This window comes from Paenirhodobacter sp. YD-8 (genome assembly GCF_056590935.1).
The window spans coordinates 2,189,938-2,209,956 of sequence record NZ_CM152649.1; the positions used below are offsets into that span (position 1 = coordinate 2,189,938).

Genomic DNA, 20,019 nt, shown 5'->3' on the forward strand with positions numbered 1-20,019 from the left:
AGCTCCGGCACTGCTAATCAGCAGGGTCTTTGGCTTCGCCCCTTGATAGCTTCCCGGCCTCTTCTGCGGAAACGTCAACATCAAGCTCATCCGGGTGCGCGAGCGCTTCCTTGGCGGCTTCCTCGAAGTAATCCTCTTTCTCTTCGACGACATCCGCCGCTCGCTCCATCTCCTGTTCGAGCAGAGTCGGCTCGCTCCACCCCATCATCGTGCGGTAACGCTTCGCAAAGTCCGTCTCGGTTCGAGACATCCCCGGGCTTCCATCGATCGAGAACTTTTCTCGTGCAATTACCGTCGAAATGTTGTGCAACCATGGGTTCGCGCTCATAGCGTGCCCGATCATCATATACTCAGCGTCGTCGATGACTTTTTCCGTGGTTGAGGTGCCTCGCCTCGCAGTTACCGCAGGCTTCACTAGGCGGCCCGTGGCCGTAACGAGGGGGAACAAAAAAACGAAGGGTTTGGCCCCGTAGATTTCGTTCAGTATGGCATTGATTTTTGCCGGTTTGTCTTGCTTCTGAAATAGTCGCGCCTTGATTGTCTGCCGCGCAGCTTTACCGACATAATAGGGAATGAGTGTGTCTCGTGATTTCAGGCCAATGACATACAGGCCGCATGCCCTGCTGATGTCGTCGATCGCGATGCCGCCCGTGCGGATCCTGCCTTGGACCGCCTCTGCCTGCTCGAATACTTGTTTGGTGGCGGCATCGGGATCAAAAACCATGAAGCGGTTAACGCGGTGACGCCTGCTCCGCATGGTTTCGAAGAAAAACGGGCCCATGCAGCGGAAACGATAATTGGTCATAGGAAATCCTAAGCAGTGTTTGCTTGGAGCATCTACCGGAGCCGGTCCGCGGTCAATTCACAAGCCTGGCGCGACGGCGTCCAGCGCCACACACTCCGAGCCGTGCACGCCGCCGGCCCTAGGCGATCAGTCTAACGTCTATGCTCAACCAGAGAGAACGGTCGCTCAGCTCCCCGCCCATCTCGGGTCTTTGGGCTTCCTTCGCACCTCGACCATCTGCCCCCCCCCGAGATGGCGTCCTTCGCCATCCCGGAGAGATTACCTACGGGTCGTCACCGCGGTAATACTGATAGCCGCGCCAGAGAGCCCGACTCCAATAAATGGGGCTTTTATACCCCTGTAATGTTGACAAGGGGTCTATTATCCCCATACATTTCTCCCCATCACCCGCCGCTGACACCCACCCCGGGCCGATCGCGGGATCACCGATGGAGGACCACATGGGCAAGCCCAACCTGCACATCTCCGACCTGCTGCTCGCGGCGCTGATCTGCGCCGGCAGCCTGGTCATCGCCCGCGCCGCGCTCGACACCGCGCTGGCGCTGCCGCAGCTTTCCGCCGGGGCGCTGGTCTGATGGTGCTGCCCGTCTCCCCCCTCGCCCGCCTGCTCGACCGGCTCACGCCGCTTGAGCCCGAGGACCGCGTCGACGCGATCGTCGGCGAGATCACCGCGACCAGCGCCGGCCAGCTCAACCTGTCCATGCGGCCTGCGTGGATCGAGCTGCACGGCATCAAGACCACGGGTCCCGACCTTGCCACGCTCTGCGCGCGCTGGATCGCGGCGGCGGTCGATGCCGCGCCGCTGGCCGAGGCCCGGGCACGCCTTGCGCTGACCGGCTGATTGCACGGCGCGGGCGCCGGGACCTCCCCGCCGCCGCCCGCGCAGCCGCGACCCCGGCGGCGCCACCACTCACGATGACCACAGCTGCCGCCGGGGCAGTGATCCGGGCATGTCGCCCGGTGCGGGCGGGATTGCATTCGGCTGGCACCCGCCCGCCAACCCCTCACGGAGGATCAGATGTTCATGCCCCCCGCCCCCGATCCCCAGAAATCCACGCCCGCGCCGCCCCCGGGCGGCAGCGAGACGCAGGCCAGCATGGCTGACCTTACCGCCATGCCGCCGGTCGACACGGGCGGGCGGATCCCGGTCAAGAATACGCCCGCCGACGTGGCGGTCGGGGATCATCTCTACAACGTCACCGCCGACGAGCTGCGCCAGTTCATCGAACAGTATGAGCGCCTGAACGCCGAGAAGCAGGACATCTCCGAGCAGCAGAAGGACGTGATGGCCGAGGCCAAGGCGCGGGGTTACAACACCAAGGTGATGAAGATCATCATCGCGATGCGCAAACGCGACCGCGACGATCTGGCCGAGGAAGAGGCGATCCTCGAGATCTACATGCAAGCACTTGGGGGGCGGTGATGAACGCTCAATCCAAGATCTCCGCCGATACGCACCAGATCGCCAGCGCCCATATCCCGCTGGCGGAGTTTCGCCGCGCCGCACGACTGATGGCACAGGTGGTGCCGCGCTGGAACTCTATCCCCGTGCTTGGCTATGTGCGCGTCACGATCGGCCACGGGCGCGTCCGCCTGTGCGCGACGGACCTCGACATCGAGCTGACCGTCAATATCGACGCCGATGTGGCGTTCGAGGGCGAGGCCGCGGTCATGATCCGTGCTGCTACGCTCGCATCCTTCGCGGCGGCCGCGCGGTCCGTGGTCAAGATCTCGGTGCACGCACCGGCGGGCGAGGACACGCCGAGCATGATCGTGATGGACGGCGGAGACATAGTGGTGCGTCAGCGTGCCCTGATCCCGGTCGGGGATTTCCCGCAGTTCTCCGCCTCGACCGTCAAGACCGCCACCTGGACGCAAACACCTGACAAGCTGCGCCGGATGATCCACCTGTGCCGGCACTGCATCAGCTCTGAGGAGACGCGGTATTACCTGAACGGCATCTACCTGCATGCACGCCCCGATGGCAGCACCCTGCGCGCGGTGGCGACGGACGGGCACCGTCTGGCAGTCGTGGATACCGACACGCCGATCGAGGCGATACCCGGCCAGAGGCTTAGCGCCACCATCCCGAAACATCTGGTGGATCTGCTGAAGCAGATCACGCGGCCCGGAGGCAACGCCCCTCTGACGGTCACGATGTGGGAGCGCCACGTGCATATTCATGGGGCGGACATCGAGATCAGCGCCAAGCTGATCGACGGCCGTTATCCAGAGTACAGCCGCGTGATCCCCGCCGCATCTGATGCAATCTGCTGCACCATCTCCGGGGCAGAGCTGACCCGGCTGCAGCGTGCGGCGGCTGGTGCCGACTATGACGCCCATATCGCTCGCCTCGACGCCAGCAAGGGAATGATCTGCATCGGCAACCGGGACGGCGGGATCGAGATGCCGATCGGCATCAAGTGCAAGGATGGCATGGCTCCGCCGGTTTTCGGCTTCAACCTTCGCTATCTCGCCGAACAGGGCCGGGTTACGCCGATCTTCACGGTCAAGGGCGCCGACCCCAGAGATCCGTTCATCATCCACGGTGACGATCCAGACGCCATGTTCGTTCTTATGCCGATGAGGGTGTGATGGAACAGCCCCACCACCACCCCGCCCGCGTCAGCCTAGCGCCGCTGCCGGACGGGCTGCGCCTGCCGCATGACGATCCGCGCGCCGAGACGGCCCCCGCCCCCGGCGTCATCACCCCCGCCCGCCGCCTGCGCCGGCGCACCCCGGTGCTGGTCGCAGTGCTGCGCGAGCTGCTTGCGGAGCGGCACCAATGAGCACCGTCCTGCCCCTGCTGATTCTGATCGCGGCGGTCGTCGCCCTTCTCGCCGCGCTCGCGGTGAGCATCGAGCTGGACGAGGAGGACGACGAATGACCGCCCTGCGCGTCCTGATCGGCTGCGAGACCAGCGGCATCGGCCGGCGGGCATTTGCTGCCCGCGGCCATGACGTCTGGTCCTGCGATATCCTGCCCGCCGAGGACGGCAGCAACCGGCACATCACCGGCGACATCCGCGACGTTCTGGGCGACGGCTGGGACCTGTTGCTGGTCGCGCATCCCCCGTGCACGCGCCTGTGCCGCGCCGGGCGCCGCTGGCTGTCCGGGCCCGGGGCGATGACACCGCCCAAGACCCTGCCGAAGGGGCGCAGCTGGGCCAGCATGATCGCCGAGTTCGAGGATGGCGTCGACCTGCTCACCGCCTGCTGGCGCGCCCCGATCGCGCGCGTGGCGATCGAGAACCCGGAGATGCACGACCTCGCCAAGGCACGCATGCCCGCCGACCTGCCGGCGCCGCAGGTCGTGCAGCCGCATTGGTTCGGTCACCCGGAATACAAGGGAACCGGCTGGTATCTGCGCGGGCTGCCGCCTCTCCGGCCGACCAACAGGCTCGAGGAGCCCGTTCGCGGCAGTGAGGAATGGAAGTCCTGGAACCGCGTGCACCGGATGCCTCCCGGGCCCGACCGCGCCCGCCTGCGCAGCCGGTCTTTCCCGGGGATGATGCGGGCAGCGGCCGAACAATGGGGCGATCACGCCCTCGAAGAGGTCACGAGGGCCGCATGAACCACGAGGGGAAAGAGGCCCCGGCAGGGGCGCGGCTGCACCAGGCGCTCGCCACCGCCCGCGCGGCCCTCGCCGAAATCGCAGCAATCAGCGGTGGCCCGATCCGCCGCATCGCGCAGGATGCGCTCGAGAAGATGGAGACCGACTGATGGGAAAGCATGCACCGATCACCTACCAGCCGCGGCTGCTCGGCGTGGCGGAAGCGGCGGCCTATCTGTGCGTTAGCGTGACCAAGCTGCGCGAGCTGCCCATCCCGCGCCGCGCGCTTGACGGGCGGCGCCTTTATGATCGGATCGACCTCGACCAATACGCCTCGGCCCTGCCCTACGAGGGCGAAATCTCGGAGGTCAGCGAATGCGACAGCCTGTTCGGGGTACGGGGCTGATGCTGCCGCGGGTTCAGCGCATCCGGCGCGGTGACCGCGTGCTCTGCTATCATCGGCCGACCGGGACGCGCCTGCCCGAGCTGCCCGAGGATCACCCCGAATTCATCGCGGCCTGGGCGAAGGCCGAGGCCACAAAGCGCGATTTCGCCCCGCCCGTGGCGGCCGGCACGCTCGCCGCCGTCATCCGGCGCCTGCGCGCCTCGAAACGGTGGTCCGAGCTAGGGCTTTCCTACCGCCGGGCGATGCTGCGGCACTGCGACGCGATCACCGAGCTTTACGGCACGGCGCCCGCCCGCGGCATCCGGCAAAAGCACATCGAGGCGGATCTAGCCAAGCTCGACCCGAACCCGGCGAACCAGCGGCTGAAGGCATGGCGCCTGATCCTCGCGCAGGCGAAGAAGGACGGCGATATCGAGAGCGACGTGAGCATCCTGGTGTCGAAGATCCCCACCAAGACGGTGGGTCATGCCACCTGGACGCCCGACGAGGTCGCGCGCTTTCGTGCCCACTGGGCGCTTGGCACGGTGCAGCGGGCGGCCTTCGAGCTGCTGGCCTGGACCGGCGCCCGGGTGAGCGATGCGGCCATCCTGACCGACAGCAACATCGGCCGCGACGGCGTCCTTTCCTTTCGCCAGGTGAAGACCGGCGGCATGGCCTATGTGCCATGGACCTGCCCGCTGCCGTCCTGGGCGGTGTCATGGGAGGACGAACGCGCCACCGTCCGCGCCGCGATCGAGGCCACGTCCGGCGCGACCATGATCCAGACGACCTATGGCAAGGCGCGGACGGTGAAGGGGCTGTCGAACCTGATCAGCGATGCAGCGAGGGCCGCCGGCATTCAGGGCCGCTCCGCGCACGGGCTGCGCAAATACCGCCTCACCGCGATCGCCGAAGCGGGCGGTTCCGCGCATGCGATCATGGCCTGGGGCGGGCACGCGAGTCTCTCGGAGGCCGAACGGTACACCCGCGCCGCGAGCCGCAAGGCGCTGATCCGCGGGGCGGACGGCGATGCCAATCAGTACCCATAGCACTGACTGTAGGGAATTTGTAACAACAGCGGAAATGGCTTCTCACGTTGAGGAGCGCACAGTTTCTGCGTCCTTGACGAATGATATGCAATAGCCTGAGATCAAACTAAAAGAGACGGGCCAAACCAGGTTCGCCGAAATGCCGGATCTTGGAGCTCGGCGAAGAATGGATCCCATAGGCGCCGCTGCGCTTCTTCGATGACCGTCAGATACTCAGGAACGTTCTGTAGGCGTCGCCAAACCATCCCGTCGTTCTGACTGAGGCAGAAGTCGATCGCCAAAATGGGATCCAGAGGCAGCACGGGTACCCGCGGGCCCGGGCTCTGCAAGAGCCCCTTCCATTCTCCATGGATCGCGCACAGCATTCCCGGCAGGAAATCGCTTGAAGCGAACGCGTCCTGGGCGTGGCCGCCGCGCTGGAAGTGGAAAAGCGGATGCGGTTCCCTCGATGGATTTTGTCCAGCGTCATCTCCTACTCGGCGCGACGGCGCGTACATATCGGTGTCGAGCCGCCAGTGATCCTGCAGCTCAAACAGCGCGTCCCCAGCGTCCAGAAAACCCTCCACGCGGACTTGGTATTCCGCGCGCCAAGGCACTATCTGGCCGTCGCGCCACTCATATTGAAAATCGAGGAATGCCGAATGCAGGGTACATCCAACGGGATGAAGCCCATGGTTACGAGGGGGCGGCAATGCGAGCCCATTGCCACGAAGTCGGTGACTGCTGGCCCAGTCACTTTTGAAGCGACCAAGGTTAGTGTAGATTGAGTCCGAGGTAATCTCAGTCGCCGGCTCACGTCGCAATGCTCCAGCCAGTCGCTCTAACTCATCAGGCAACGCCACCGTCATTAGGCCATCCGTGTATATGGCTGAAGCCGCTTGAGGTCCTCCTTGTCGAGCCGCGGATCGTTCCGGTTCTGCAGGGCGGTGGCCAAGGAAGCGTATAGAGGATCGAGCCACGATGGCATTGGGCTTCGCGGTTTAATTTTGACCCCTCTAGCAGGATCGACAGGGATAAACTCGAAACGCTGCTCCATGCTCAGTAGACAGTATCGCCATGGACGCTTACCCATGCTCCCCCTCGGCATTGTCAACGGCTCAAGGTCGCCAAAGCTTTTGCTCATCTGCTCAACTCGTTGTTCGATTTCCGTGCCAGCTAGCGGCGAGGATCCACCGATCTTATCCTGCCACCATTGCTCAATCCCACGTGCCCACCAGCGCGGAAAATACTCGTTCGCGACGCCTCGAAAAGTATAATCCGATAGCGCTTCGACCACGTCAGGCCACCCCTTTGATGCCTTTATGTCGACTCCCAGCCGAAAACCCAGGATATTCTCATCAATAAGCAAACCGGGGTGGATTAGTAACCTGATCAATGGATAGGCACGCAGATGGACGCGATCAGCGACCGCAAAATCGGATTGGAAGCCAGAACTGCCCCACTGGCTCCATAAATCCTCGCTGAGATCTATGACCGACAAAAGATCCGGCTCGCCCCCTTCCAGCACATCGTAAATCTTCCGGACCCCTAGCAGCTTGCGTCGAACAGAATCGCGAACAGCAGGTTCGCTCAGACTCTCCTTTTCAATCTTCATGTCAAAGATGTCGTCGCTGCTTGAATCGCTACCGATATTTTCGAGCACCTTGTTGCGAAGAGAAAAACGCACAATAGGGAAAGGCGGAAGCAATTTCTTCTGCTGTGCGACCCGAATGCTTTGAGACATTCCAGGGCCAGTCTGTTGCGGACCGAGCTCATTAGAAAGATCGACATCCATCAGCACACCGGCTGGATTCAGCTTGCCTGTGTCAAGCTCTCCTGCCGCCTCACGCGCGCTCATGTGCTCGATCGGCAGCCCCCCCCCTTGCGCAAGATCCTGCGCGAATGCCTTTGCCTCCTGTGGACTGTCGTCGATCAGCAGCCAAGAAGCCATCGTCACTCCTCCTCTTCCGCGGGTAGACGCACCTCTAGGCAAGTGGCAAAACCGGCCGGCGGATCTACAACCTCGATATCGCCGCCCGCCTTGGAGATAATTTGATGCACGATCCAAAGTCCGAGGCCTGTCCCAGAATACTGCTCGGCAGTACCAGCTGTGGCCGGTGCAGCCACGCGCGAAGTGAAGAATAAGTCGAATACTTTTTCTCTATTTTCCTCTGGAATGCCGTCACCCGAGTCGCTGAACCGGATAACAATCTGGTCGTCGTTCTCGCGCCCCGCTTTCACTTCGATTCTGCGCTGTCCCTCGGTTCGCCGCAGCGCCTTGAGCGAGTTAGAAAAAAAGTTCAGTAAGATCGATGCTACTTCGGCTGAATGCATCGGCCTCGTGTAGAGCGGATCATATTCAGGAGTATCGATCTCCATCATAATCCCGGCTTTCTCCGCCAACTTGCGGACGCCAATCGCGAACTCACCGATTGCTTTGCTGACGCTGATCGCCGAAAGCTGACGCACGGATCGAGCCGACGCCAATTCATTGAGATAAGCGGTTAGCGCGTCGAGGCGACTAAGCATTGCATTAGCTCGCTCGGCTTGCTCAGCGAACGCTTCGTCACCGTCTCTCGCCTGTAGCGCCGTTTCGAAGACGGCGCGGAAATCCATTCGGACAGCTTCGAACGTCATGCCAGTTTCATGGCTGAACTCGGATGTTGTGAGCCCGAGCGTCGCGAGAAGACGCAGCAGCGCGGCCTCGTCTGCAAGCTCAGCATGTTGTTGCTCCAGCAGGGAAATAGACTCCTGCAGGATCTCAGCGGCGCGTTCCCCCTGAGCCGGCCCTTTATCCTTCATTTGTTCGGCTTGGTTCTCGTTCAAATCGCCATCTTCGGCAGAGGATTCGTCTCCGCTATCGCGTCCGCGGCGAAGAACTTCTTCCGCTTCTTGTACGCGTTGTGCCGCTTTACGCAGACGATCCAACGCATCCGACGTCTTACGCTCGGTAGACCCTCCTGCGCTTCGTTTGCGGCCACGGTCCTCGGCTATCCGATTGACTGCTGTTGCCAAAACGGCTGTTGCCAGGCCCGTAAGTTCGCTGAACGCGTCGGTCTCGATCAGGCCTTCGCGCGAGGTATGCTCTTCAAACTGCAATCCTTCGGGATCGTGCACTTCGATCACGCCGAAGAAGTTGCGGTTGGCGACTGGTGCCAGCACAGAGCCGCGCTGCGCATAAAGCTGATCGAGGTGTAGCCAGTCATTTCCCGACTCACCATAGGGCACGACCCGAAAGCCATTGCGATAAAGCCTGATCCCGCCCTCTTCACGCAAAATGTCGCGCGCTCGTGTGAACACGAGGCTTGGCAGGAGATCGGACGCGAGAATGAAGTAGTGCGCCTTCATCGCAACATCCCGAAGGAACCTGTAGGCGGGGGGATTCACATCATCGCGATGCTCATGATGGATGCGGTGCCAACCCCGATCAGGTCCAAACTTATTCTGCGTCACTCGCCACTCCGCGATCCCCATCTCATCAACCCGAAACTCAATGGTCGCATGCCGATGGTCGAGGATCTCGCTCTGGAAATCCGCCACCAGTTTGGGGTCATTGAAAAGATCGCCCTCGCGAAGGAAGCGAACCTCGAAGCCCGGATCAGCGTCCGGCCGCCGCTCAACAGGCGCGACCGGAAACGGCTGCTGAAGCGCGAGCAACCCACGCCAGCAACGCCGGATTTGGGCATCAGACCATTCGTCGCGAAGCCTCTCGATACGAATTTTGGTGCCGGGAGCCGCTGGCGGCTCGCTTCCAAGATAGACCGGAACCTCGTCGAGGTTGCGGCCACCCTCGAACTTTTGCCAGTCAACAACCAGTTCGATCCCAGGGTCGTTGGCGTTCACCCAGGTCTTTAGACGAAGCACGCTTCCAAGACGCTGCGTGGAGAAGCGCCCGATGCCTTTTCGACCGGCGCGCTGGCGTTTAAAGACACGAGATCTCGGCTCCTGCACCTTAAAGGTGCTGGCAAGACGAAGAAAGCCAGCGACGAGCTCCTCACGGGTCATGCCGGTTCCGTCATCTTCAATAGTCAACGCGTCACATTCAAGCGTGACAGTTACGCTGCGAGCATCGGCGTCGAAGCTGTTTTTGACGAGCTCGATGAGCGCGGTCTCTTGACGCCCGACCAGCTCACGCCCAAGCCGATCGATAAGTCCTGCGTCTGTCGTGAAGTGCAGTTCCTCAGTCATACCCGAACGCCTCCTCGCCGCGCCGAGCGAAGGTTCAGCGCTTCTTTCATCATCTCGGCTGCGGCGAGCTCCCAATCTTGGCCAAATACAGCCGGCAGAAGTAGCTCATCGGCGACCGCTCTCGCATGTTCGAAGTCACCATTTCGAATGGCACGATCAGCGCTCTCGAAGGCTGCCTTCGTCCGATTTAGCTTTGCCACCAAGATAGGAAATCGGCGGGCGTCGGTCAGCTCGAACTTGAGGACGCCGCCGCCATATGCCCGGCCGATGCGTTCTGCCGCAAGCTGACCAAAACTCGAGATTATGCTGAGCGACGCTACCATACGATCTCTCGCGCTCATGTTCGGCATGAAGTGAACCTGATGCAGCGTGTTGGTGCAATACACGCGGTCTGCTGCGAGAACGAGCCTCGGCCCTCGATCGTTCATATAGGTGAAGATCGCATCGCAGCCTGGCCCGATGTCGACCTTCCACCACGGCGATCTCTTGTTGAGCCAGACGACATCGCGGCGCTTGCCGATAGGAATCGCCGCCAGCCGTCCCCGTACCCCCGGACGCGCTTTCGAGACATCCTGCGGAGTGAGTAGCCAGGTCTTCTCCCCCCTCGCCGCAAATGCCTTCAGCTCAGCATTCGAGATTCTCAAACCGGAGACATGGCGAGCGCGTGCCGCGATCGGGGTCAAATCACCAAGGTCAATACCAGCTGCGGAGCACTCCTCATCAGATAGCAAGAAGGCCTTGTTGAAACCCGTTACCGCGCCGATCGACAGCGTCGCTATCTCGCCAAGCGGAACAGCGGCAGAGAGAGCATCTTGAAAGCAGGCTGGATTAGCTGGGTGGATGTCTGCCATGCGTTCACCCGCCGCTGACCATCGCGTCGCCTCGGGTAGAGAACATGAACCCAAATTATAGCCCCGCGCAAGGACGATAGCGCCGCGCTCTTCGGCATTGCTCGACCATGACGGTCGGTCGACGGTCTGGCGAATCTCAACATGTGCGAATTGCTGGCACACACGCTCGAGCGCGTCTCGCCCGTAACACGAGAAGATGGCTGCGCCCGGTACAACGACCGCAAGACGACCGCCAGGCGCCAAGAACCGCAGTGCATGCAGGACGAAGGGCACCCAGAGGCCGGCGGCTCCTTTGATTCCGAAGCGCTGGCGCAACTCCTCACGCCTGGCGCTTGGCAGCATATGATTACGAGTGAAGGGCGGATTGCAGATCACGCCGTCGACTCGAGCGACATATTCGGGGTCTATTTCGAGGAAGTCGCTGCACACCAGCAAGTGCTCCGGTGCGAGCCACCGGCGTACCCGCGCAACAGCCAAATTGTCCAGATCGCAACCGATCAACCTGAGATTGGCGGTACAACCAAACTTGCGATCCGCGCAGGACTTCGCCGCACGCAAAAGTGCGCCATCGCCGACACTTGGTTCCAACAACGTCTCGCGTCCAGACTGAACCACCCAGTCGGCGAGAATGTCTGCCATTGTTTCAGGAGTATAGTAGGCTCCGAGATCCTTGATCGTAGGACGGACCGATGAACTCATCTATTCCTCTGAATTCGGCATCTTGGTTTGCTGGTAGCAAGACATATCAGACGCCCTCTCGGGCGGGAACCGCTATCTGCAAAAGACGCGGAAGCAAGGCGGGCGTGCGAGGCGCGTTCTCACGAGGCGAACGTTTGCATGTTCAGGCCACGAGGTACTATTCACTATTCGCGAACAACTTCGGACTTGATGACCGCCCGGTGGTCGATGTCCCTCGCAATGCGGGTATCTATTGTTACCCTCGGCCAAGCTGAGCTTCGGTTGGCTTAGTCCGCCGAGGCCGGCGCGAACGAGCGGTAGCTTCCGGTACCGCCCTGAACTTGGCAGCAAGGCAACGGTTCGGGCGCGAAGCGGACGTCGGCTATGCCCCTCCTCTAGCGACAGCAGCTTTGGGCCAACGCCAGCGTCCAAGGTAGAACTTGAGCGGAAGCCCTACATAGACAGAGGTGGTAACCTGCCCCCAGGGGAATGGGCTTTGGGGCCAATGACGGAAGAACGAAACATAAACGCAGTAAACGCCCCCGGAAATCCCCGTAAACGCAACCGATAACGCCACAATTTCAGCACGTTGCCGGAAGATTGGCGACCCCACCAGGACTTGAACCCGGAACCTAGCGCTTAGAAGGCGCTTGCTCTATCCAGTTGAGCTATGGGGCCGCACGCCCCCCGTTTTGCGCGAAGCGGCGCGCGCGTGCAAGCCCGCTCGGGCTCAAAGCGCAATCGTCATGTAAACGCTCATCGGATCAAGCCGGTAGCCCTCGAAGGGCGGGCAGGTCTCGAAGCCCGCGGCAAGGTAGAGCCCGCGCGCCGCGGCAAAGCTGTCCTGCGCGCCGGTCTCGAGGCTGAGCCGGGAAAACCCCGCCGCCCGCGCCTCGGTCACCAGATGGCCGAGCAGCATCCGCGCCAGCCCCCGCCCGCGCAGCTCATAGAGCACATGCATCGACTTGATCTCGGCATGCCCCGCGTCGATGCGCTTCAGCGCGCCCATGCCGATGGGCCGCCCCTCCTCGCGCATCACGTAAAACAGGATGCCGGGTGCCGCGAGCGCGTCGGCGGGCAGCATGTGGATCGACTCGGGCGGGGTGTCGGCGTGCATCGCCTCGGTGTGACGCGCATGCAGCAGCGCGAGCTCCTCCTGCACCGGGTGTTCGAGCGTGATGGTGATCATGTCCTGCCTCCCCGTGGCGATCTGTCGCCTCTTGCGTGACCATTCTCGCCGCTTCTGCGGGCGAAGAAAAGACCGGCCATGCGGCTTCTTGCCCGGGCGATCGCCGCGCCCGGCGAAGTTCCGCAGGGCCGCAGCGTCATTCCCCGCGCGCCCCCTTGCCCGCAAAGCACGACGGCGGCTAGCATTCCCCACCCGATCCCGCGCGGAGCACCGTCATTGCCGCCCCGCGCCCATCCCGGAGGATTCATGAAGCTTTCTGTCGCCATTTCCGCCCTCGCCCTTCTCGCCGCCGCCCCCGCAGGGATCGCGGCGACCGTCCCCGAGGGGACGAAACTTGCCGCCAACCAGAGCTATACCTTCTGGCTGCTCGACGCGATCAAGTCGATGGACCCGCAGATCAACACCGATGTCGAGGGCTCGGACATCCTGCGCAACCTCTTCGAGGGGCTCTACAACGAGGGACCGAAGGGCGAGCTGGTGCCGGGTGTGGCGACGGGGTTCGACCTTTCGGACGACAAGACGGTCTATACCTTCCACCTGCGCCCCGAGGCGAAATGGTCCGACGGCAAGCCGGTGACGGCGCAGGATTTCGTCTATGCCTGGCGCCGGCTCGCCGATCCGAAGACCGCCTCGGAATACGCCTGGTACATGGAGCTGATGCAGGTGAAGAACGCCGCGGCGATCACCGCGGGCGAGAAGCCGGTCGAGGAGCTGGGAGTGAAGGCGGTCGATGACCACACGCTCGAGGTGACGATCGAGACGCCGCTGCCCTATTTCCCGCAGATGCTGGTGCATGGCTCGACCTTCCCGGTGCGCGAGGACGTGATCGCGAAATACGGCCAGGACTGGACCAAGCCCGGCAATCTCGTCGGCAACGGCGCCTATGTGCTGAGCCAGCACCTGCTGGGCGAGCGCATCGAGATGGACAAGGCCCCGACCTACTGGGATGCCAAGCACACGGTGATGACCCATCTCACCGCGCTGACGATCAACGACAAGAACGCCGCGCTGACGCGCTATCTTGCGGGCGAGCTCGACCGGGTCGAGATCCCCGCCGGGCAATACCCGCGCCTTGCCAAGGAATACCCCGATCAGGCGAAATCGACGCCCTATTCGTGCAGCTACACCTATCTGGTGAACCTCTCCGACAAGGGCCCCGAGGCGCTGAAGGACGTGCGCGTGCGCAAGGCGCTGTCCTATGCGATCAACCGTGACGTGATCGTCGACAACGTGCTGCAGGGCGGCCAGAAGCCCGCCTACAACTGGACCCACTGGGCGACCGCGGGCTTCAAGATGCCCGATATCGACTATGCGCACTGGACCCAGAAGGAGCGCACCGAGAAGGCGAAGGAACTGCTCGCAGAGGCGGGCTATGGCCCCGACCACCCGCTGAAGCTGACGCTGAACTACAACACCTCGGACGACCACAAGAAGATCGCGATCGCGGTGCAGCAGTTCTGGAAGCCGCTCGGCGTGGCGCTGACGCTCAACAACATGGAGTGGAAGGTGCACACCGACAAGATGCAGAACCAGGACTTCGACCTCGCGCGCTATGCCTGGTGCGGCGACTACAACGAGGCCTCGACCTATCTCGACTTCTTCACCTCCTACTCGGGCCACAACAACGGCAAGTTCCTGAACGCCGACTATGACCGGATCATGAAGGAGTCGAAGACCGCGGCCGATCCGCAGCCGCTCTACACCGAGGCCGAGCAGATCCTCGCGGATCAGATGCCGCTCCTGCCGATCTATCACTATGCCAAGGTCGACATGGTGAAGGCCGACATCAAGGGCCTGCCGACGGAGAACGTGATGCAAACCTGGTACGGCAAGGACCTCTTCCGCGTCGCCCCCTAAACCGCAGCCCGGGTGCGGGGCCCGTCCCCGCACCCAGCCACCGGACTTCCGCATGATCGTCTACATCCTCAAGCGTCTGGCCATCGCGATCCCGACGCTCCTGCTGCTCATCGTCCTGTCCTTCCTGCTGATGCACGCGGCGCCGGGCGGCCCCTTCACCCAGGAGCGCGGCCTGCCACCCGAGGTGCTGGCGAACCTGAACGCCAAATACGGGCTCGACCAGCCGCTGTGGCGGCAGATCGTCTCCTATGTCTGGGGCATCGTCAGCGCCTTCGATTTCGGCCCCTCCTTCGTCTACAAGGACCGTTCGGTGAACGACATCATCGCGCAGGGGTTCCCGGTGACGCTGACCTATGGCTTCCTGTCCTTCATCGTCGCGGTTCTGGTGGGCGTCACGCTCGGCGCCATCGCCGCGGTGCGCCACAACACGGTGATCGACTATTTCGCCGTGGGCCTGTCGATCGGCGCGCAGGTGCTGCCGAATTTCGTGATGGCGCCGATTCTGGTGCTGGTCTTCACCCTCGCCCTGCACTGGCTGCCGGGCGGCGGCTGGCGCTTCAACGACCCGCATTTCTGGGTGATGCCGGTGATCGCGCTCTCGACCTCCTACATGGCCTCGATCGCCCGGATCATGCGCTCGTCGATGCTCGAGGTGCTGACCTCGAACCACATCCGCACGGCGCGGGCGAAGGGCCTGTCGGGCCTGCGCATCGTGCTGCGCCACGCGCTGAAACCCGCGCTGCTGCCGGTGATCTCCTATCTCGGGCCTGCCTTCGTGGCGATGATCACCGGCTCGGTGATCGTCGACATCTATTTCTCGACCGGCGGCATCGGCAAGGCCTTCGTCGACAGCGCGCTGAACCGCGACTATGCGGTGATGATGGGGATCACCATCCTCGTCGGCGCCCTCACCATCCTCTTCAACCTCGTCGTCGACATCATCTACGGATGGATCGACCCGAAGATCCGGTATTGAGCCCATGGTCATCGACAGCCAGAAAATGCAGTCCCTCGCCGCCACCACCGCGCGCGAGGACATCGCCGGCCGCTCGCTCTGGGCCGATGCGCGGCGCCGCTTCCTGCGCAACAAGGCGGCGCTCTTCGGTCTTCTGCTCCTTGTCTTCGTCGTGCTCTTCGCGCTCTTCGGCAACAGCCTCGCGCGCTGGAGCAATGACGAGATCGACTTTTCCGTGATGGGCCAGGCGGCCGAGCTGGGTGGCCCCTCGTTCGAGACCGGGCATTACTTCGGCACCGACGACCTCGGCCGCGACCTCTTCGCGCGCACCGTCCAGGGCACGCAGATCAGCCTCGCCGTCGGCATCATCGGCTCGGCGATCGCGGTCGTCGTCGGCACGCTCTGGGGCGCGACCGCGGGCTATTTCGGCGGCCGCATCGACAACATCATGATGCGCACCGTCGATATCCTGCTGGCCATCCCCTACATGTTCGTGCTGATCCTGCTGCTGGTGATGTATGGCCGCTCGATCACCATGCTCTTCGCCGGTGTCGGGCTGATCTCCTGGCTCGAGATGAGCCGGATCGTGCGCGGCCAGACCCTGTCGCTGAAGAACCGCGACTATATCGAGGCGGCGCGCGCCATCGGCGTGCCGGCACGCACCATCATCCGCCGCCACATCCTGCCGAACCTGATCGGCGTCGTCACCGTCTTCGCCACGCTTCTGGTGCCGAACATGATCCTGACCGAAAGCTTCATCTCCTTCCTCGGCCTGGGCGTGCAGGAACCGATGACCTCGCTTGGTGCGCTGATCTCCGAGGGCTCGGGCACCATCGCCTATGGCACGCTTTGGCAGCTCGCCTTCCCGCTTCTCTTCTTCGTCACCACCCTCTTCGGCTTCTTCTTCGTCGGCGACGGGCTGCGCGACGCGCTCGACCCGAAGGACCGCTGACATGGCGCTGCTCGATGTGAACGCCCTCTCCGTCCGCTTCGACACGCCCGAGGGCATGGTGCATGCGGTCAACGAAGTCTCCTTCTCGATGGAGCGCGGCGAGACGCTGGGCATCGTCGGCGAATCCGGGTCCGGCAAGAGCCAGCTCAGCTTCGCGATCATGGGGCTTCTGGCGAAGAACGGCCGCGCCACCGGCTCGGTCCGCTTCGAGGGCGAGGAGATCCTGAACCTGCCCGAACGCGCGCTGAACAAGCTGCGCGCCGACCGCATCGCGATGGTGTTCCAGGACCCGATGACCTCGCTCAACCCCTATATGCGGATCGCCGACCAGATGGCCGAGGTGCTGGAGCTGCACCGCGGCCTCGACCATCGCACCGCAGTGGCCGAGGCGGTGCAGATGCTCGACGCGGTGCGCATCCCCGATGCGCGCAACCGGGTGCGGCTTTTCCCGCACGAGTTCTCGGGCGGCATGCGGCAGCGGGTGATGATCGCGATGTCGCTGCTGTGCCATCCCGACCTGCTGATCGCCGACGAGCCGACCACCGCGCTCGACGTCACCGTGCAGGCGCAGATCATGGCGCTTCTGGCCGATCTGCAGCGCGATTTCGGCATGGCGACGATCCTCATCACGCATGACCTCGGTGTCGTCGCCGGGTTTTGCGAACGCGCGATCGTGCTCTATGGCGGGCGGATCATGGAGGAGGCGCCGGTCGATCCGCTCTTTGCCGAACCGACGCATCCCTACAGCCGGGGCCTTCTGGACGCGATCCCGCGGCTCGACGCGACCGGCGCGGCGCTGCATGCGATCCCCGGCAACCCGCCGAACATGACCGGCGCACCCGTGGGCTGCCCCTTCGCGCCGCGCTGCACGCTGGCCGACGATCTGTGCCGCGCGGCGATGCCGCCGCTCGCCCCCTTCGCCCCGGGCCGCGCCCGCGCCTGCCACCGCCCGATCCTCGAGGTGACCCGATGACCCGCCCCCTGCTCGAGGCCCGCGACGTCCGGGTCAGCTTCGAGATCCGCCACCCTTCCGATCTGCCCTGGACGCCGCCCCTGCTGCTGCACGCGGTGAACGGCATCTCCTTCCGCCTCGAGCGCGGCCAGACCCTCGGCATCGTCGGCGAGTCGGGCTGCGGCAAGTCGACCCTCGCGCGCGCGCTGATCCGGATGCTGCCGGCGACCGGCTCGGTGATCTGGGAGGACGGCACCGACCTGCTCACCCTCTCGCCGCGGCAGATGCTGCGCTACCGCGCCGAGATCCAGATGATCTTCCAGGACCCGCTCGCCTCGCTCGACCCGCGGATGACGGTGGGCGAGATCATCGCCGAGCCGCTGCGCACCCACCGGCCGCGGATGGGCACGGCCGAGCGGCGCGAGAAGGTGCGCGCGGTGATGGAGCGGGTCGGCCTGCTGCCGAACCAGATCAACCGCTACCCGCATGAATTCTCCGGCGGGCAGTGCCAGCGCATCGGCATCGCCCGCGCGCTGGTGGTCGAGCCGAAGCTGCTGATCTGCGACGAGCCGGTCTCGGCGCTCGATGTCTCGATCCAGGCGCAGGTGATCGGCCTGCTCGAGGAGCTGCGCCGCGACCTCGGCCTGACGATCCTGTTCATCGCGCATGACCTGAGCGTGGTGAAGCATCTGTCGGACGAGGTGATGGTGCTCTACCTCGGGCGCATGATGGAAAAGGCACCGTCCTCGACGCTCTTCTCCGACCCGCGCCACCCCTACACGCAGGCGCTGCTCTCCGCCGTGCCGATCCCCGATCCGCAGGTCGAACGGACGAAACGGGTGATCGCGCTGGACGGCGAACTGCCCAGTCCGATGAACCCGCCCTCGGGCTGCGTCTTCCGCACCCGCTGCCCGCGCGCAACCGGGTTGTGCGCCAGCCCCCCGCCCGAGGAACGCACCTCCGACGCGCGCCATCACACCTTGTGCCATTTCCCGGGCCCCGCCGCCGAGCTGATCGGCTGAGGTCGCGGCCACCGGGGTCGGTCGGGCCACCCGGGGTCAGTCGGTGAACAGCTCGACCCCGTTGCCGGCCCGCGCCGGCGGCGGACGCTGGATCACCGCCGCCTCGCCCAGAAGCCGCTGCCGCACCCGCCCGGTCGTCGGCCAGAACTCGATCCGCCGGGCCTGGGTGCCGCCCAGGCTGCGGCTGATGCAGGCGATCCCCTCCCGGTCGAGGAAATCGAGCACGAAGTCGACATTCTTCTGACCGATATCCGACAGCCCCGCGATCATCCGCGCCCCGCCGAAGACCTTCGCGCGCAGGTTCGGCCGGTGCGCGCCGCGCTTGATCAGCGCGTTGATGAGCAGTTCCATCGCGTTGACGCCGAAGCTTGCGGCCTGGATCGCGTCGCCGCGCCCCTCGGGCAGCAGGAAGTGGTTCATCCCGCCGATCCGCGCATCCTCGTCGAACAGGCAGGTCGCGATGCAGGAGCCGAGGATGGTCGAGATCGGCCGCTCGTCCGCGCCGACGACGAATTCCCCCTGAGCGATGTGGATCGGGCGTGCCGGTGCGTCCACGAACCCCTCCCTAGACCGGGCGCGCGGCGGCGCGGCACAGATCGAGGATCGCCGCCGACATCTCCGGCAGGGCGACCGGCCGTTCCGCCGCCCCGATCTCGAGCGCCGCGCGCGGCATGCCGAAGACGACCGAGGTTTCCTCGTCCTGCGCCAGGCAGCGCGCGCCGCCCTGGCGCAGCGCCAGCATCCCCGCGGCTCCGTCGCGCCCCATGCCGGTGAGCAGCACCGCGACGGTCCGCTCGGCCACCGGTTCGGCCGAGCGGAACAGGACGTCGACCGAGGGCCGATAACCGCCGACCTTCTCGCCGCGCCGCAGCCGGCAGCGTGGCGCCAATCCCGGCGCAAGTTCGAGATGCGTCTCGCCGCCCGGCGCCATCGCCACCATGCCCTGCACCAAGGGCTCGCCCTCGCGCGCCAGCACCATGCGCGGCGCGATCCGCCCCGCCAGCCGTTTCGCGAAGCTGACGAGGAAGCCTTCCGGCATGTGCTGGGTGATCAGCGTCGGCGGGCAGTTCTCCGGAAAGCCCGCAAGCAACGTCTCGAGCGCATCGACGCCCCCCGTCGAGGAGCCGATCAGGACAATGCGCCCGTTCCAGTCGAACCCCGTCGCCGGCGCCACCCGCAACCGCGGCCCGGGCAGCCGGAGCCGCGCCCCCGCCGCCGCGACCAGCAGATCGGCCAGCGAACTGAAGGCTGCGGTGAAGCGCCCGCTCACCGGCTTGCCGATGCACTCGACCGCGCCAAGCGCCAGCGCCTCGAGCGCGGCACGCGATCCATTCTGCGTCTGGCTCGAGATCATCACCACCGGCATCGGCCGCAGCCGCATCAGTTTCTCGAGAAAGGCGAGGCCGTTCATCCGCGGCATCTCGACATCGAGTGTCAGAACGTCGGGATGCAGCGCCTTGATCAACTCGCGCGCCTCATAGGGATTGGTGGCCTCGCCCACGACCTCGAGACGCGGATCGGGCGCCAGCACGGCCCGGATCAGGCCGCGGATCGTGGGGGAATCGTCCACGATCAGCACCCGTTTCGGCGGCTGCGCCCCGCCGG

22 protein-coding genes and 1 tRNA gene are annotated in these 20,019 nt (G+C 64.2%); 14 read left to right on the forward strand and 9 right to left on the reverse strand.

The genetic code is table 11. The features are described from left to right. Positions 1-13: 13 nt before the first annotated feature. Positions 14-805, reverse strand: a complete 792-nt coding sequence (locus AC0QTQ_RS10610; RefSeq protein WP_480256547.1) for a hypothetical protein — start codon at positions 803-805, stop codon at positions 14-16. A gap of 440 nt (positions 806-1,245) precedes the next feature. Between AC0QTQ_RS10610 and AC0QTQ_RS10615 the strand changes: the two genes are divergently transcribed. The 9 genes from AC0QTQ_RS10615 (at position 1,246) to AC0QTQ_RS10655 (ending at position 5,791) form a co-directional block, all read left to right on the forward strand. After that, positions 1,246-1,380, forward strand: coding sequence for a hypothetical protein (locus tag AC0QTQ_RS10615; RefSeq protein ID WP_480256548.1), 135 nt, complete (start codon positions 1,246-1,248; stop codon positions 1,378-1,380). Further along, positions 1,380-1,646, forward strand: a complete 267-nt coding sequence (locus AC0QTQ_RS10620) for a hypothetical protein (RefSeq protein ID WP_480256549.1) — start codon at positions 1,380-1,382, stop codon at positions 1,644-1,646. The genes AC0QTQ_RS10615 and AC0QTQ_RS10620 overlap by 1 nt, the downstream gene beginning before the upstream one ends. 255 nt (positions 1,647-1,901) lie before the next feature. After that, positions 1,902-2,228, forward strand: a complete 327-nt coding sequence (locus AC0QTQ_RS10625) for a DUF2312 domain-containing protein (RefSeq protein ID WP_480256550.1) — start codon at positions 1,902-1,904, stop codon at positions 2,226-2,228. Beyond that, positions 2,228-3,400 carry a DNA polymerase III subunit beta gene (locus tag AC0QTQ_RS10630; RefSeq protein WP_480256551.1) on the forward strand — a complete coding sequence of 391 codons (1,173 nt, stop codon included), beginning with the start codon at positions 2,228-2,230 and terminating at the stop codon, positions 3,398-3,400. Before AC0QTQ_RS10625 ends, AC0QTQ_RS10630 begins: the two co-directional genes overlap by 1 nt. Beyond that, positions 3,400-3,594: a hypothetical protein gene (locus tag AC0QTQ_RS10635; RefSeq protein WP_480256552.1), complete on the forward strand. Its 195-nt coding sequence runs from the start codon at positions 3,400-3,402 to the stop codon at positions 3,592-3,594. Before AC0QTQ_RS10630 ends, AC0QTQ_RS10635 begins: the two co-directional genes overlap by 1 nt. Before the next feature lie 94 nt (positions 3,595-3,688). Further along, the gene (locus AC0QTQ_RS10640) at positions 3,689-4,378 is read left to right on the forward strand and encodes a hypothetical protein (RefSeq protein WP_480256553.1); all 690 of its coding nucleotides are present in this window, start codon (positions 3,689-3,691) and stop codon (positions 4,376-4,378) included. After that, on the forward strand, positions 4,375-4,527 hold the full coding sequence (locus tag AC0QTQ_RS10645) for a hypothetical protein (protein WP_183077537.1): 153 nt from the start codon (positions 4,375-4,377) through the stop codon (positions 4,525-4,527). The genes AC0QTQ_RS10640 and AC0QTQ_RS10645 overlap by 4 nt, the downstream gene beginning before the upstream one ends. Then, positions 4,527-4,763, forward strand: coding sequence for a DNA-binding protein (locus AC0QTQ_RS10650; protein ID WP_121534710.1), 237 nt, complete (start codon positions 4,527-4,529; stop codon positions 4,761-4,763). The genes AC0QTQ_RS10645 and AC0QTQ_RS10650 overlap by 1 nt, the downstream gene beginning before the upstream one ends. Continuing rightward, the gene (locus tag AC0QTQ_RS10655; protein ID WP_480256554.1) at positions 4,763-5,791 is read left to right on the forward strand and encodes a tyrosine-type recombinase/integrase; all 1,029 of its coding nucleotides are present in this window, start codon (positions 4,763-4,765) and stop codon (positions 5,789-5,791) included. Before AC0QTQ_RS10650 ends, AC0QTQ_RS10655 begins: the two co-directional genes overlap by 1 nt. A 101-nt stretch (positions 5,792-5,892) precedes the next feature. Here the strand turns inward: AC0QTQ_RS10655 and AC0QTQ_RS10660 are convergent, their stop codons facing one another. The 6 genes from AC0QTQ_RS10660 to AC0QTQ_RS10685 form a co-directional block, all read right to left on the reverse strand. Continuing rightward, positions 5,893-6,639 carry a hypothetical protein gene (locus tag AC0QTQ_RS10660; protein WP_480256555.1) on the reverse strand — a complete coding sequence of 249 codons (747 nt, stop codon included), beginning with the start codon at positions 6,637-6,639 and terminating at the stop codon, positions 5,893-5,895. After that, on the reverse strand, positions 6,639-7,721 hold the full coding sequence (locus tag AC0QTQ_RS10665) for a hypothetical protein (protein WP_480256556.1): 1,083 nt from the start codon (positions 7,719-7,721) through the stop codon (positions 6,639-6,641). The genes AC0QTQ_RS10660 and AC0QTQ_RS10665 overlap by 1 nt, the downstream gene beginning before the upstream one ends. Before the next feature lie 2 nt (positions 7,722-7,723). Further along, the gene (locus AC0QTQ_RS10670) at positions 7,724-9,958 is read right to left on the reverse strand and encodes a sensor histidine kinase (RefSeq protein WP_480256557.1); all 2,235 of its coding nucleotides are present in this window, start codon (positions 9,956-9,958) and stop codon (positions 7,724-7,726) included. After that, complete coding sequence (locus tag AC0QTQ_RS10675) at positions 9,955-11,508, reverse strand: N-6 DNA methylase (protein ID WP_480256558.1); 1,554 nt, start codon at positions 11,506-11,508, stop codon at positions 9,955-9,957. Before AC0QTQ_RS10675 ends, AC0QTQ_RS10670 begins: the two co-directional genes overlap by 4 nt. A 580-nt stretch (positions 11,509-12,088) precedes the next feature. Then, positions 12,089-12,165: transfer RNA gene (locus tag AC0QTQ_RS10680), tRNA-Arg, on the reverse strand. 52 nt (positions 12,166-12,217) lie between these two features. Continuing rightward, entirely contained in the window at positions 12,218-12,676 is a 459-nt protein-coding gene (locus AC0QTQ_RS10685) for a GNAT family N-acetyltransferase (protein WP_480256559.1), read from the reverse strand. A gap of 246 nt (positions 12,677-12,922) precedes the next feature. On the opposite strand from AC0QTQ_RS10685, the gene AC0QTQ_RS10690 reads away from it, so the two are divergent. Genes AC0QTQ_RS10690 through AC0QTQ_RS10710 form a run of 5 tightly spaced genes read left to right on the forward strand, consistent with a single transcriptional unit; the run spans position 12,923 to position 18,414 of the window. Next, positions 12,923-14,533: a peptide ABC transporter substrate-binding protein gene (locus AC0QTQ_RS10690; protein WP_480256560.1), complete on the forward strand. Its 1,611-nt coding sequence runs from the start codon at positions 12,923-12,925 to the stop codon at positions 14,531-14,533. A 52-nt stretch (positions 14,534-14,585) separates the two neighbouring features. Next, complete coding sequence (oppB, locus tag AC0QTQ_RS10695) at positions 14,586-15,509, forward strand: oligopeptide ABC transporter permease OppB (RefSeq protein ID WP_480256561.1); 924 nt, start codon at positions 14,586-14,588, stop codon at positions 15,507-15,509. Between the two features lie 25 nt (positions 15,510-15,534). After that, entirely contained in the window at positions 15,535-16,440 is a 906-nt protein-coding gene (locus tag AC0QTQ_RS10700) for an ABC transporter permease subunit (RefSeq protein WP_480256562.1), read from the forward strand. A gap of 1 nt (position 16,441) precedes the next feature. Continuing rightward, positions 16,442-17,413 (forward strand): oligopeptide/dipeptide ABC transporter ATP-binding protein, encoded by a 972-nt coding sequence (locus AC0QTQ_RS10705; protein ID WP_480256563.1) that lies wholly within the window; start codon positions 16,442-16,444, stop codon positions 17,411-17,413. After that, positions 17,410-18,414, forward strand: a complete 1,005-nt coding sequence (locus tag AC0QTQ_RS10710; RefSeq protein ID WP_480256564.1) for an oligopeptide/dipeptide ABC transporter ATP-binding protein — start codon at positions 17,410-17,412, stop codon at positions 18,412-18,414. The genes AC0QTQ_RS10705 and AC0QTQ_RS10710 overlap by 4 nt, the downstream gene beginning before the upstream one ends. A gap of 36 nt (positions 18,415-18,450) precedes the next feature. Here the strand turns inward: AC0QTQ_RS10710 and AC0QTQ_RS10715 are convergent, their stop codons facing one another. Both AC0QTQ_RS10715 and cheB read right to left on the reverse strand, forming a co-directional pair. Next, positions 18,451-18,969, reverse strand: a complete 519-nt coding sequence (locus tag AC0QTQ_RS10715) for a chemotaxis protein CheD (RefSeq protein ID WP_121534703.1) — start codon at positions 18,967-18,969, stop codon at positions 18,451-18,453. A gap of 10 nt (positions 18,970-18,979) precedes the next feature. Beyond that, on the reverse strand, positions 18,980-19,984 hold the full coding sequence (gene cheB / locus AC0QTQ_RS10720) for a chemotaxis-specific protein-glutamate methyltransferase CheB (protein ID WP_480256565.1): 1,005 nt from the start codon (positions 19,982-19,984) through the stop codon (positions 18,980-18,982). Between the last annotated feature and the right edge of the window lie 35 nt (positions 19,985-20,019).

Excerpts from the sequence above, each read along its gene's own strand:
- AC0QTQ_RS10705 (WP_480256563.1), top strand. The coding sequence starts at position 16,442 with ATGGCGCTGCTCGATGTGAACGCCCTCTCCGTCCGCTTCGACACGCCC.
- AC0QTQ_RS10685 (WP_480256559.1), bottom strand. The coding sequence starts at position 12,676 with ATGATCACCATCACGCTCGAACACCCGGTGCAGGAGGAGCTCGCGCTG.
- AC0QTQ_RS10645 (WP_183077537.1), top strand. The coding sequence starts at position 4,375 with ATGAACCACGAGGGGAAAGAGGCCCCGGCAGGGGCGCGGCTGCACCAG.
- AC0QTQ_RS10710 (WP_480256564.1), top strand. The coding sequence starts at position 17,410 with ATGACCCGCCCCCTGCTCGAGGCCCGCGACGTCCGGGTCAGCTTCGAG.
- AC0QTQ_RS10660 (WP_480256555.1), bottom strand. The coding sequence starts at position 6,639 with ATGACGGTGGCGTTGCCTGATGAGTTAGAGCGACTGGCTGGAGCATTG.
- AC0QTQ_RS10620 (WP_480256549.1), top strand. The coding sequence starts at position 1,380 with ATGGTGCTGCCCGTCTCCCCCCTCGCCCGCCTGCTCGACCGGCTCACG.
- AC0QTQ_RS10670 (WP_480256557.1), bottom strand. The coding sequence starts at position 9,958 with ATGACTGAGGAACTGCACTTCACGACAGACGCAGGACTTATCGATCGG.
- AC0QTQ_RS10675 (WP_480256558.1), bottom strand. The coding sequence starts at position 11,508 with ATGAGTTCATCGGTCCGTCCTACGATCAAGGATCTCGGAGCCTACTAT.
- AC0QTQ_RS10650 (WP_121534710.1), top strand. The coding sequence starts at position 4,527 with ATGGGAAAGCATGCACCGATCACCTACCAGCCGCGGCTGCTCGGCGTG.
- AC0QTQ_RS10635 (WP_480256552.1), top strand. The coding sequence starts at position 3,400 with ATGGAACAGCCCCACCACCACCCCGCCCGCGTCAGCCTAGCGCCGCTG.
- oppB (WP_480256561.1), top strand. The coding sequence starts at position 14,586 with ATGATCGTCTACATCCTCAAGCGTCTGGCCATCGCGATCCCGACGCTC.
- AC0QTQ_RS10665 (WP_480256556.1), bottom strand. The coding sequence starts at position 7,721 with ATGGCTTCTTGGCTGCTGATCGACGACAGTCCACAGGAGGCAAAGGCA.
- AC0QTQ_RS10655 (WP_480256554.1), top strand. The coding sequence starts at position 4,763 with ATGCTGCCGCGGGTTCAGCGCATCCGGCGCGGTGACCGCGTGCTCTGC.
- AC0QTQ_RS10700 (WP_480256562.1), top strand. The coding sequence starts at position 15,535 with ATGCAGTCCCTCGCCGCCACCACCGCGCGCGAGGACATCGCCGGCCGC.
- AC0QTQ_RS10615 (WP_480256548.1), top strand. The coding sequence starts at position 1,246 with ATGGGCAAGCCCAACCTGCACATCTCCGACCTGCTGCTCGCGGCGCTG.
- AC0QTQ_RS10690 (WP_480256560.1), top strand. The coding sequence starts at position 12,923 with ATGAAGCTTTCTGTCGCCATTTCCGCCCTCGCCCTTCTCGCCGCCGCC.
- AC0QTQ_RS10640 (WP_480256553.1), top strand. The coding sequence starts at position 3,689 with ATGACCGCCCTGCGCGTCCTGATCGGCTGCGAGACCAGCGGCATCGGC.
- AC0QTQ_RS10610 (WP_480256547.1), bottom strand. The coding sequence starts at position 805 with ATGACCAATTATCGTTTCCGCTGCATGGGCCCGTTTTTCTTCGAAACC.
- AC0QTQ_RS10625 (WP_480256550.1), top strand. The coding sequence starts at position 1,902 with ATGGCTGACCTTACCGCCATGCCGCCGGTCGACACGGGCGGGCGGATC.
- AC0QTQ_RS10630 (WP_480256551.1), top strand. The coding sequence starts at position 2,228 with ATGAACGCTCAATCCAAGATCTCCGCCGATACGCACCAGATCGCCAGC.